This window comes from Veillonella sp. CAG:933 (assembly GCF_000431435.1).
Lineage (GTDB): Bacteria > Bacillota > Negativicutes > Veillonellales > Veillonellaceae > Veillonella_A.
This window is the reverse complement of sequence record NZ_HF986165.1, coordinates 1-12652: the sequence shown is the minus strand read 5'-3', so window position 1 is coordinate 12652 and position 12652 is coordinate 1. Positions and strand designations below refer to the sequence as shown.

The 12652-nt window shown below is 36.9% G+C and carries 8 protein-coding genes and 1 riboswitch; all 8 genes read left to right on the top strand.

Features of this window, described 5'->3' with window-relative positions:
* The first annotated feature begins 78 nt into the window (after positions 1-78).
* A complete protein-coding gene (locus QZL64_RS02975; RefSeq protein WP_021840539.1) occupies positions 79-2292 on the top strand; it encodes a TonB-dependent receptor in 2214 nt (737 codons plus the stop codon).
* Positions 2293-2383: 91 nt separating this feature from the next.
* Positions 2384-4576 carry a TonB-dependent receptor gene (locus QZL64_RS02970; protein ID WP_021840538.1) on the top strand — a complete coding sequence of 731 codons (2193 nt, stop codon included), beginning with the start codon at positions 2384-2386 and terminating at the stop codon, positions 4574-4576.
* A gap of 27 nt (positions 4577-4603) precedes the next feature.
* Positions 4604-6175 carry an ABC transporter substrate-binding protein gene (locus QZL64_RS02965; RefSeq protein WP_021840537.1) on the top strand — a complete coding sequence of 524 codons (1572 nt, stop codon included), beginning with the start codon at positions 4604-4606 and terminating at the stop codon, positions 6173-6175.
* Positions 6172-7116 (top strand): ABC transporter permease, encoded by a 945-nt coding sequence (locus QZL64_RS02960; protein WP_021840536.1) that lies wholly within the window; start codon positions 6172-6174, stop codon positions 7114-7116. The genes QZL64_RS02965 and QZL64_RS02960 overlap by 4 nt, the downstream gene beginning before the upstream one ends.
* Positions 7116-7952 carry an ABC transporter permease gene (locus tag QZL64_RS02955; RefSeq protein ID WP_021840535.1) on the top strand — a complete coding sequence of 279 codons (837 nt, stop codon included), beginning with the start codon at positions 7116-7118 and terminating at the stop codon, positions 7950-7952. The genes QZL64_RS02960 and QZL64_RS02955 overlap by 1 nt, the downstream gene beginning before the upstream one ends.
* On the top strand, positions 7949-8893 hold the full coding sequence (locus QZL64_RS02950) for an ABC transporter ATP-binding protein (protein WP_021840534.1): 945 nt from the start codon (positions 7949-7951) through the stop codon (positions 8891-8893). Before QZL64_RS02955 ends, QZL64_RS02950 begins: the two co-directional genes overlap by 4 nt.
* 1 nt (position 8894) lies before the next feature.
* Positions 8895-9662, top strand: coding sequence for an ABC transporter ATP-binding protein (locus tag QZL64_RS02945; RefSeq protein ID WP_021840533.1), 768 nt, complete (start codon positions 8895-8897; stop codon positions 9660-9662).
* Between the two features lie 307 nt (positions 9663-9969).
* A riboswitch (cobalamin riboswitch) is annotated at positions 9970-10141 on the top strand.
* Between the two features lie 224 nt (positions 10142-10365).
* Entirely contained in the window at positions 10366-12579 is a 2214-nt protein-coding gene (locus QZL64_RS02940) for a TonB-dependent receptor (protein WP_021840532.1), read from the top strand.
* The last annotated feature ends 73 nt before the right edge of the window (positions 12580-12652 follow it).

The following is a 12652-nucleotide window of genomic DNA, read 5'->3' as shown; positions in this document are numbered from 1 at the left end:
TTATGTGTTCAATTTCATTGTACAATTAACCATGAAAATAAATTATTAGTCGTCGATGTTTTATAAGGAGAGATTTGTATGACGAATAAGAAACTTTTATCGGCACTTATTATGATGGCATTAACAACCTCAGTACTGGGGAGTGTTTATGCGGCAGATGAAAGTAATGGGGATGCAGTAAAAAGATATAAACCATACGCTGCTGCCGAAGAAATTGAAAAATTACCGGATATTGTCGTAATTGGGGATCGTAATAAAGAGCGTGAAGTATTACCGGGGGACTTTGTGTATACTAAGTCACAAACCGGCTTTTTTAGTGGTAAAGATACGCTTGATATTCCGTTTACACAAACAAATTTCACTGAAAAATCGATGGAGATGTTTACCGGTCCGGATAAACCAATGGACTCATTATTGGCTAATTCGCCATCAATCCGACAAAGCGGTTCAATTTTACACGGAGACTTTTTCTTCCGTGGATTTAGAACTAACGGTACTAACTTTTATGTAAATAATGTGCCAGGAGTATTTACTCAATTTAATACGCCTTTATATCCTATCGAGTCTTTAGAAATGATTTCCGGGCCTAATGTTGGTATTTACGGTACCGGTGTACAGTATGAAACAACTAATCCGGGGGGGATTATTAGCGTTAAGACTAAAGTTGCTCCTGATAATCGAGTATTTGATTTTACTCAGACTATTTCCGGTAGAGGTTTGTTTGGTGAATATTTAGATTATGGTGAACGTTTTGGTAAAAATAAAGAATGGGGTATTCGAATTACCACTGAAAATCTTAATGGCCGAAGCTCGGTAAAAGGTACAAAAATTAACGGGCAAGGTATTTTTGCCAATATCGACCACCAGTCAGAAAAATCAAAAGATAGTTTATTTATTGGGTATCGTAATTTAGATATCCAAGGCGGCTTGCGTTGGTTTATTTTAGACAGTTCTGTGACTAAACTCCCTGGTGTGCCAAAAGGATCCAATGATTATAGCTTTGACGGTATGGTTAAATCAACTCACGGTTGGTTAATGACATATAATCATGAGCAAAAATTTAATGAACATTGGGATGGTTTTGCTAACTTTGGTATGCAGAGAAATGATTTGGATCGAAATGTTATGGCCAATGGTGGCAGTGGTTACGTGCTCAAGGAAGACGGAACATTCCCTGTAACTGCTAGACCGGGTGGAACACCGCAAGAATATTATTATTGGCAATTAGGCACTACGGCGCATTATAATACCGGTGATATAAACCATGATATTACGTTGTCATATAATCAGGCTTGGCGTAACAGAAAAACAGCGTATAATAATGGCTCTTTGGCTACCATTGGTTCCGGTAGTCTATATGATGGCATTAATCAAATATTACCGGCACCGACTAAATTTGATACTCGTTGGAGCAATAAAACTCGCGTTGAAAGTTTCTCGATTATTGATTATATGACTTATGAAAAATGGAATGTCATTTTTGGTTTCCATAAACATGAGGCAACATCTAAGTCTTATAAATACTCAGGAAATACAAGTAATTGGTCTTCTATTGATACGATTAAAACTGATGCAACAAGTCCTACTTATGGTTTTATCTATCATCCAAATGACAATTCTTCGATTTATGCGAGTCATACAGAAAACTTTGATGCCGGTAGTGGCGTTAATACTACTTTTGAAAACTATGGGGATGTATTACCGCCATTAAAGACCAAACAAAATGAAATCGGGTTTAAATATTTAAAAGATGATTTATTATGGACTTTAGCATACTATGATATCAAACAAGATAATTTGATTAGTGTGTATAAAACCGGCTATAGTAAACCGTTCCAATCTAAAGACGGACAAGCTCGCCATAAAGGGCTTGAATTGGCTGTTAACGGTAAGTTGGCTGATAAGTGGAATCTATTCGGTGGTATTTCCAGAATGAGTGCGAAACAAGAAAAAACTACAAATGGTACTTTAGATGGTGTACGTGTTAATGGTACCAGTGAATGGACTGCTGTTTTTGGTGCGGAATACAATCCTAATGAATTCTGGAGCTTTGTAGGTCGTGGGATTTATACAGGTAGATCACCTGTTATGAATGAAAAAATTTGGGCCGGCGGCTATACAATATTTGATGTAGGCGCTACTTACAAAACTCATTTCGGTGAAGTTCCGGCAGAATTATCCTTAATGGTTAATAACGTGTTTAATAAAGATTACTGGCAAGTTTCTCGAGGCAATCAGGTATACCTCTCCTTGCCGAGAACATTAACATTTACAGCTAAACTTCATTTCTAAGAAAAGGTATAGATTTTTGAAAAGGAAGGAATTTTATTAAATTCCTTGCTTTTCTAATATTCGGACTAGTAATTTTAGGGAGATACTACTAATGAAAAAAACTATTCATAAATCAGTGTCAGGTTTGCTTGCATTGGGTTTTATCGGTTCAATTATGCCTACGGCGATAGCAGCCGAAAGCGATTCTCCATTGGATACCGTTTATGTAATTGCTTCTAAAAATAGTAATAATGAAGATGCATTACCGGGTGGTCTTGTTAATGAAAATGCAAAGTTAGGGATTTTGGGGAAACAAAGTCTTATGGACATTCCGTATAGTGAAATGTCTATGACTGAAAAAATGTTAAAAAAGTTTGACGATCCGACTCAGCCGCTTGCCAATGTACTTTTAAATAATCCTTCTATCAGAACAAGCACGACATCGCCGATGTATACTGACTTTTCTATGCGCGGTATTAATATGAACGGTAATCATATGATGTTGAATGGAGTTCCAAGTTTGTTTTATCAATTTAACGGACCTATTACTCACTATATTGATCGGATTGATATAACCTCAGGCCCAAATGCAGCCGTCAATGGTGTTAGTATGTCAAATAACGGTACTAATAGTGGTGCGACACCAGCTCCGGGCACTATTAATATTGTTACCAAAAGAGCTACAGATAAACCTAAAGTAAGTTATACGCAGACCTTTTCCGGCAGAAGTAACCTTGGTGAATTTATTGATATTGGCCGTAGATTTGGCAATAATAATGAATGGGGCGTCCGAGTTATGGGCGAGTATATGACCGGTGAATTATCACTAAAAGGTGCCGAGAAAAATGAAAAGAATATTTTTCTTAATTTAGATAGACACGGAAAGACAAGTTTTACGAATCTTTTTATTGGGCATTTTGACCTTCGTGTTAATGAGGGACAACGATGGTTTACATATGGTGGTAATGGTACTGAGTTACCAAGTGCTCCGGATTCGAATATTCCTTATGATTATAAAGGTACAACTAAATGGATGCATGGTTGGATGTATACCTTCAATCATGAGAAGCAAATCAATAAAGACGTTAGTTGGTTCACTAATATAGGTCATTCATTAAGAAGTGGCAATAAATATAATTCCAGTTCAGCTCTAAGCTTTGATGAAAAGGGGAATTTCTTGTCGTCTAACGTAGCTAATGCTCAAAATGAAAGTGGATTGAATACTTATTTCCAAACAGGTATTAGAGGTAACTTTGAAACCGGAGCAGTAAAACATCAAGCCTCAATAGCGATTGACCGTTCTTGGGCGAAATATTGGAATGATTCAAACAATGGAACAAGAGGAACAATCGGTGGTAATATTTATACCGGAACAATTTATTCACCAAACTTTGCAATACCTGCATTACGTTATGCAAAATTATCGTGGAATGAAATAAATACCGGTGTTACTATTGCAGACTCGCTTAGTTATGGTAAGTGGGATGTATTGTTAGCAGCTTCTCATAAGCATGAAAATTTCCAAAATAAATTGAGAACAGGGCAAGATATTAAAAATGATGATTGGCTACCTACTTTTGGCGTGACTTATAAACCAAATAATGATATTGCAATTTATGCTAGCCAAACTGAAAGTTTGTCGCGAGGTGCCGTGGTTGTAAATGGGTCACGAATTTATGATAATGCGGGGGATACCTTGGCTCCATCTACCAGCAAGCAGCGTGAAATAGGGATAAAATATAATTTCGAAAATATCTTTACGACACTTGCTTATTTTGATATTGACACTGAAAGCTTGATTGATAAAGAATTGGACAATGGCTTATATCATCGAGTTGCCGATGGCCGTGATAATTACAAAGGTTGGGAATGGACTGTTAATGGTCAACCGGCCGATAAATGGACCGTTACCGGCGGGCTTTTATATATGAATGGTAAACGAGAAAAAACTAATGGTGGTACGGCTGACGGAAAATTTATTAACGGTGCCGCTAAATGGAGTGGGGTTATTGGTGCCACTTACGCACCTAATGAGCAGTGGAATATAATCAGTCGTTTGAATTGGGTTGGCGAAGCTTTTATTGATAATAGTAAATCACCGACCGGAGCTACCAGAATCCCGTCATATGCAGTATTGGACTTGGGCGTTGATTACAGCACTGTTATTTCTGATGTTCCGGTTACATTTAAAGCTATGGTTTATAATGTTACTAATAGAGACTATTGGATTGGACGAGGTAGTTCAACCACTTTTGGCTTATCTATGCCGCGTACATTTATGTTATCTGCTACGGTAGAAATATAATAAACTGTTATTCCCGGAGGTGATTTTTTGAAACGGTTAATAAACAGAATGTATCTGTTGTTGTGCGTCCTTTTATGTATAGGGTTTATACTAAGCGGGTGTGGTAATCAACAATCGACAGAAGAACCTGAAATTGTATTGGCTGCCGCAAGAGATCTGGCTCCGGGAAATAAGGATCCGTATTATTCAAGTGTTATTTTAAAAACGTGGGAATCTTTGGTAGGTATTTCGGATGATGGAAAAATAAAACCTATGCTTGCAGAATCTTGGGAGTCTAACGAAAGTAAGACCGAATGGATTTTTCATCTGAAAAAAGGGGTAAAATTCCACGATGGAAGTGATTTTAATGCGGAAGCTGTATTAGCGAATTTTTATCGAATCACTCATATGGGCTATAAGCCTTCAACGTTTTATGGCTATCAGGTTAGTCGCATTTATCCGGGATTAATTAAATATGAAGCCGATGATGCGTATACGGTTCATTTATATTTTGAAAAACCGGTTCCTATGTTAATATATCGAATGGCGGGATGGGGGAGTTGTATGTTCAGCCCTTCTTCTTTTGATAAAGAAAGTGGCGATTTTATTGATATAGCTAAGGGAACCGGACCGTTTAAGATTGTTGAAAGAAAAGCAGATAATTATACTGTATTGGAACGATTTGATGAGTATTATGGTGAAAAGGCTAAGGCAAAACGTATACGGGTTCGCGTAATAACTTCGCCGGAAGCCAGATATTCGGCATTAAAATCAGAAGAGATTTTTGGTGTATTGGATTTAGGTGGCGTCACGCCTATAATGGCTGAAGATCTTATGCGTGACGGTCGTTTTCAAGTAAATAGTGCAAAATCAACAATATCACATTATCTATCAGTAAATGGAACCAGATATCCTTTTAATGGTGAACGTATGAGAATGGCTCTAAATTTAGTGATTGATCGAGAACAAATTGTTCGTCATTATTTTAGAGGCTATGGCACACCAACGAGGAATTTTTTGAATAGCACTAATCCTTTTTCAAAAGTTTATCCGCCTGAAAAAAATTTAGAAGAAGCAAAAAAATTAGTGGATGAGGTATTACAAGGAAAGCGTCAAAAGATAGTCTTTTTAATTCCGCAATATGGCGCCGCAAGATATCCGTATAAGGTTATTTCTGAATTTATTCAGGCAGAATTAAAGGTATTGGGGTTAGATACTGAGATTGTTTTGATGGATGGAATGACAGCCCGTAAGGCTATGGCTATGGGAAATTATGATTTATCAATAGGAACCAGAGGTTTGGGGAATCTTGATCCAACCTCTTTATTGTATGAATTTTTTGATACTAAAGGCCCTACTAATAAAGCTAGTAGTTTCGGATATTCCAATCCTCAAATAGATGCGGATTTTGAAAAGTTAGTTGGTACATATAATATTGAAGACCGTGCTCAAATATATACCGATATTTTGAATCAGTTAGTTGAACATCCCGCGGTAGTACCGCTTTTTGAAGATCAAAACCTGGCTGTGAGCAATAAAAAGTTATCCGGATATGATGCTGTCGTATATGGTATTACATTAGATAAAGTATCTTGGGTAGGAGAGGGAGATGTGAAATGATTGCTTTTTTCGTTTATGCAGCAAAAAGGCTTCTTATAATTTTGCCGTTTCTTATAGGTCTCTCTATCATTTCTTTTTTGCTTGGCATTATTGCTCCCGGTGATCCGGCATTAACATTATTGACAATGGATGGTTCAACGGAACCAACTGTTGAAGATTTGGCGGCTATGCGTCATTTATTGGGGTTAGATCAGCCTATATGGCAACAATATTTAAACTGGCTTATTCATGCATTAAAAGGTGATTTCGGCATATCTTATTTAACTCAAAAGCCGGTGTTAGCTGAGATTTTGAGACGATTCCCGGTTACCTTTCATTTATCCTTATGGGCAATGGCATGGGTATTGTTTTTGGGTATTCCTTTTGGTGTATGGTCTGCCAGATATAAAAATAAAAAATCTGAATTTTTAGTACGAATTTTTATATTGCTTTTTATATCAGTTCCCAGCTTTTGGTTAGCAATCATTTTTATGTTGATTTTTTCCGAGGAACTTCACATATTGCCATCAAGTGGATATGGCGACATAACTCATATGATAATGCCCTCCTTTGTTTTGGCGGCCGGTACGATAGCGGCCGTAATACGATTACAACAAACGACAATTATATCTGTATTGGAAAAACCTTTTATTCAGACTTTACGCGCTAAAGGTTTTCCTATGCGATATATCTTACTACATCATGTGTTGCCTAATTCATTTATGCCGGTTATAACTATGATTGGTACTTATTTCGGCACCATTCTAGGCGGCTCGGTAATAATTGAAGATTTATTTTCTATTCCCGGGATGGGCAGTTATGTACTGGCTGCCATATGGGGGCGAGATTACCCCGTTATACAGGGCTATGTGATTGTAAGTGGTACGATATTCCTTGTTTTTAATTATTTAGTCGATTTGAGTTATTATGTATTAAATCCTAAGGGACGAGGTGGCGATTGATGAAGGTTTTACGCTCTGTACATCCTTTATATCTATTAGCTTTTGCTATAGTATTGGGAACAATCTTTTGCGCCGTAATGGCACCATGGATTTCACCTTATAATCCTACGGAGGTAAATACTGAAGAAATTTTGGAATGGAGTTCATACAAACATTGGTTAGGAACAGATGCATTAGGTCGTGATATTTTATCACGCATGATTTATGGTGCAAGAACATCAGTTGTTTTTGCGACCGTAGCAGCTTGTTGTACTATGCTAGTAGGATTGATATTGGGAATGATTGGCGGCTATTACGGTGGACGCATAGATCAAGGTATACAAGCTTTGGTCAGTCTGTTTCAAGGGTTGCCCGGTATGAGCTTTATGATTGCTATTGCGGCCGTATTACCGGAAAATGATGCCCGTTTAATTATAGCGGTAACGATTACTTCATGGACCGGATTTTCACGTATTGTGCGAAGTGAGGTAATACATCTTCGAAATGAAAACTATATTATTGGCATAAAAAGTTTGGGTGCCGGTAATTCTTATATTCTGAGAAGATATATATTGCCCAATATTTTTCCTTTAATCGTTGTTTTACTGACTCTTAGAATCGGTACCTCTCTTTTATCAGCATCTGCTTTATCTTATTTGGGCCTGGGGGTAGCACCGCCAATTGCCGATTGGGGTGTTATGATTAGTGATGCCCGGACTTATTTTAGGAGTTATCCGTTGATGATATTGGCACCGGGTATGGCAATAACACTTTTTTGTATGAGTATAAATTTGATTGGTGATTTTTTGCGTGAACATTTGCAGTTGAGTAATGCCGGAGAAAGGAAAATGTTATGATGGAAGATATTATTATTGATGACTTATCAGTTGCATATCCGTCAGAACAGGGGCTTACTCGAGTGCTTCACAATGTAAATTTCAGATTAGTTTCAGGTAAAATAACGGCTTTGGTGGGCGAGTCGGGAAGTGGGAAATCTATAATGGGGTCAGCGATTATGGGGCTTTTGGATGAATCTGCTGTTGTGACCGGTAAAATTTATTTAGAAAATCAGAATTTATTGGCACAATCAGAAGCGGAATGGAATATGACCCGAGGTACCCGGATAGGATGGATTGCACAAGATCCTATTACTGCTATGGATCCTATGCAAAGGGTAGGTAAACAAGTCGTTGAATCAAACTGTTACAGAAATAAGACTTCTTATTCCGCTGAAAAAGCAAAGGGGATTGAACAATTAAAGCGGTTTGGCTTGCCTAATGCGGAAGCGGTATATGATAAATATCCCGGTGAATTATCCGGTGGGATGGCTCAACGTGTATTAGCAGCTATGATGGCGATGCCACACCCCGGGTGGATAATTGCGGATGAACCGACTAAAGGTTTGGATGCTTTTGTGCGGCGCGAAATTTGTCAGTTATTCCGTGATCTTCGAGATGAGAGCGGTGTTAGTATTTTATTCATTACTCATGATATCCGTTTAGCAGAAAAACTAGCAGATTATATTGGGATTATGTATGCGGGAGAAATTCTTGAATACGGTACTTGTGAAGAAGTATTTAAAGAGCCCAAACATCCTTATACTATCAGTTTTTTAGAAGCACAACCAAGATATAGGTTAAAATCGATTCCGGGGTTACCACCTGATTTGCATAACATTCCCAATGGTTGTATTTTTAAAAATCGTTGCAAGTATTATGAGTTAGACATATGCGAAAAAGATCAAGTTATGAAGAATTTATCTTCTTCCCATCAAGTGCGTTGTGAATGGAGTAAATAGTATGAGTGTATTGGAAATAAGGAATATCTCTAAAAGTTTCACAACAGGCTTTATTAATAAAAGAATCTTCAAGGTTTTAAAAGATATTTCTTTTTCGGTAGAAGAGAATGAGATTCTTGGTTTGGCGGGAACCAGTGGGGCCGGGAAGTCCACATTAATTAGAATTATCATGCAACTTTTAAAGCCAGATCAGGGAGAAATTCTATTAAACGGAAAAGTAATATCGCAAATGTCGGCAAATGAGAATAAAAAAATGCGAGAAGATATGCAGTTAGTTTTTCAAAATCCGACTTCGTCTTTAAATCCTCGCATGACAATCAAAGAGTCTATTGAAGAACCGATTCGTATCCATAAGAATCAAGATATTAATTTAAAGCATAGTATAGAGGATGTTTTAGAGAAAGTACAACTTCGTAAAGAGTTACTTTCCAGATATCCGCATCAACTTTCCGGCGGAGAATTACAGCGTATTTGTCTTGCCAGGTTACTGTTATTAAATCCGAAGATTCTTTTATTGGATGAACCGACATCGATGCTTGACGTATCGGTGCAAGCACAGATTATTTCTATTTTAAAAGATATTCAAAAGGAACGATCTTTAGCTTGTCTGTTTATCTCGCATGATTTAGATTTGTTACGCGTAATTTGTAATCGTATCGGAATTATGCGCGAAGGCCGGTTGATTGAATTACAACCGACAGAATTACTTTATCAGCATCCTAAAGAAAAATACACGAAAGAATTGTTAGCGGCTTTTGAAGATTTTTAGTTGAGTATTTGCAGTAAATTATTATATTAGAGTATAGTTATTTTGATTAAAAATATTATTAAAAAAATAAATAGAGTTTAACTATAAGATGAAACCTTAAAGTAAAAAATCTTTTGTTTTAAGGTTTTTTTGTATAAAAATACTGTTTAGAATAATATGTTTAAATATAAAAATTAACGATGATAAGCCATAAAACCCTATGAAATAAAGGAGTTTTAGTATACAATAGAGGGTATAGCATGATTAATATTTGTTTTGAATTAAGATTGACGAGGTGGAAAAGTAAATATATAATGTACATGAAGAAATTTTATACATATTTATAGGTGTCGATTTAGACTTAATAGAGAAATCGGTATAAGCCGATGCGATCCCGTCACTGTAAGAGGAGCTAATCTCATGTTGCCACTGGATATTCCGGGAAGGCGAGAGGCGCTATGAATCTAAGCCAGGAGACCTGCCTATTTATAATCTCCGTTTTAATCTACGAGCGATAGAGAGGCGATTATGGCAAAGGTCATGTAGCATATCTATTTCAAGATTGAAGTAGATATGTTTTTTTATAAGTTAATGGATTATGAAGGGATTACTAAGAACCTTGAGTTAGCATTAGGTGAGGTAGTGTTAAAAGAAGAGGAATAGTAAAAAAAATAAATCTATTAACTGATTAGGTAATTTAGGGTAATTTTATTAGGAGGGTATTATGAAAGGTCAGGGATTGTTAGTACGAGCGGCAGTATTGGCATGCTGTGGTAGTATTTTGAGCTGTGTTGGTGTACAGGCCGAAGATGTGGTTACTGATTATGACTTAGGGACAGTGGTCGTAACTGCGACAAAAACGGAGCAAACTATTGCTAATGTGCCGGCCAGTGTAAGCGTTATTACCTCACAAGATATAGCTGACAAGAATATTTCGTCGGTTCAAGAAGCTTTACAGTTTTTGCCGGGTATTTTTATTGACCAAAGTGCGCAAGGCAGTTTGACTATGCGTGGTATGAGTTCTACAGATATTTTGGTATTAGTTGATGGAGTTCAACAAAATAATACTTATAACGGAACTGTAAATTTTAATATGATTCCAATTTCGAATATTGAACGTATTGAAGTATTGCGCGGTGGCGCATCCTCTTTATACGGTGGTCATGCGGTTGCCGGTGTTATTAATATTACGACTAAAGGTGCACCGGAATCGGGAACTTCTGTAGTGGCAGATGTATCCTATGGTAGCTATAATACTTGGAAAAAAGCCGTGTCGGTTAATTCTCGTTTATCAGACAAATGGAGTTTAGGGGTTACTTATGAAAAACGCTCCTCTGATGGCTATAAAGGATTTTATCGATCGCTTGCACCAAAAAAAGGTACAGCATCTATTAGTGCCGATTTACCACAGTTAAGTAATGGTACTTATATATACGGTGGTCGTGGTGAGAAAGAATGGGAACATGAAAATTACGGCTTTAAAATTGGGTACAATTTTGATGAATCTAAATCTTTAGTTTATAGCTATAATCGAATTAATAGTGAATCCTCTTATAGTAATCCATTTACTTATGTACATGATACTAAAGGAAACCCTGTATGGTCTGGCAATGTTCAGGTCGGAACAAATAAAATTATTTCTTTATCTCCTAAAAATTTCTTAGGCTATGATAATGAAAATAAACGTGATACCCATATTTTGACATATCGTGATACGGCAAATGATTTCTTGGTGCGTGCAAGTTATACGCATGATAAGGTTGATGGTTTTACATCACCTACTGTACCTAGTTCCTATAAAAATGTTGATTGGACCGGGGCCGGTGATTATTCTCTCCATCCAGGGAAGAAATTTACGTACGAAGTTGAAAAAACATGGCGAGATATAGGAAAGCATACCATTAATGCCGGTGCCTCTTATCATACGGAAGAAATGATTCAGAAGCGTTATAATCTTTCTTCGTGGCATAACAAAAACTCCATTATTAATCAATATGCACAAGATGAAGGTAAAATAAGCAATCTGGCTGTATTTGTACAAGATGAGTATAAATTTGATGATGAATGGTCTTTATTTGTTGGGGCACGTTATGATCGTTATAAAAAAGGTGACGGTACATTCTGGGCCAGTGGTAAAAACGGTTATGATACCACATCCGAGGGTAAAACATATAATCATATAAGTCCTAAAGTTTCATTAGAATATAAAGCTAATGAAAGTACAAATTATTATATGTCTTATGGTGAGTCGTTTAATCCACCACCATTAGTATATATTTATCGTTATGGCGGTTCCGGTATGGGTAATGTTATTCCAAATCCGGGCTTAGATCCTGAAACTTCCAAAACCTGGGAATTAGGGATGAAACGCCAGTTGACGGATCGAGATTCAGTGGATATCTCCTTATATAATGTTAAAACCAAGGACAAAATTGAGTATACCTATTTCTACTTGCCGGGGACAAGTACTACAGAATATAAGCAATACATAAATTACGGCGTAGAAAAACGACGCGGTATTGAACTTAATTACGAGCATAAATTTACAGATAATTTAACCTCATACGTTAACTATGCTTGGCAGTCGGGTAAAGTTAGTGGTCCGAAATTAGAGGATACTAATAAATCAGGCTATAGCAATGCAGTTGATTATTCTGTACCGAAACATATCTTCCATGCCGGTTTGGCTTATGACAAGGAAAAATGGACCGGTTTGTTAGATATGCAATATGTTAGTGCACGCCAAAGCTCTACGGCAGCAGCCGGCGAATACGGTGCTTATGACGGCTATTTCTTAGTGAATACCAGTGTTGGGTATCGCGTTACCCCTGATTTTACAGTTAAATTTAGTATTGATAATATATTTGACCGTGAATTCTATGATAATGAGGCAACTGCTGGTCGTACCTATACATTAAGTGTTCGTTACGAGTACTAGACGATTTAAAAAAGACCCTCAATCTATCATGATTGAACCGCCCCCTTAAAGTTAGACCTAAAAATCTAATTTT

Excerpts from the sequence above, each read along its gene's own strand:
- QZL64_RS02955 (WP_021840535.1), top strand. The coding sequence starts at position 7,116 with ATGAAGGTTTTACGCTCTGTACATCCTTTATATCTATTAGCTTTTGCT.
- QZL64_RS02945 (WP_021840533.1), top strand. The coding sequence starts at position 8,895 with ATGAGTGTATTGGAAATAAGGAATATCTCTAAAAGTTTCACAACAGGC.
- QZL64_RS02960 (WP_021840536.1), top strand. The coding sequence starts at position 6,172 with ATGATTGCTTTTTTCGTTTATGCAGCAAAAAGGCTTCTTATAATTTTG.
- QZL64_RS02950 (WP_021840534.1), top strand. The coding sequence starts at position 7,949 with ATGATGGAAGATATTATTATTGATGACTTATCAGTTGCATATCCGTCA.
- QZL64_RS02975 (WP_021840539.1), top strand. The coding sequence starts at position 79 with ATGACGAATAAGAAACTTTTATCGGCACTTATTATGATGGCATTAACA.
- QZL64_RS02970 (WP_021840538.1), top strand. The coding sequence starts at position 2,384 with ATGAAAAAAACTATTCATAAATCAGTGTCAGGTTTGCTTGCATTGGGT.
- QZL64_RS02940 (WP_021840532.1), top strand. The coding sequence starts at position 10,366 with ATGAAAGGTCAGGGATTGTTAGTACGAGCGGCAGTATTGGCATGCTGT.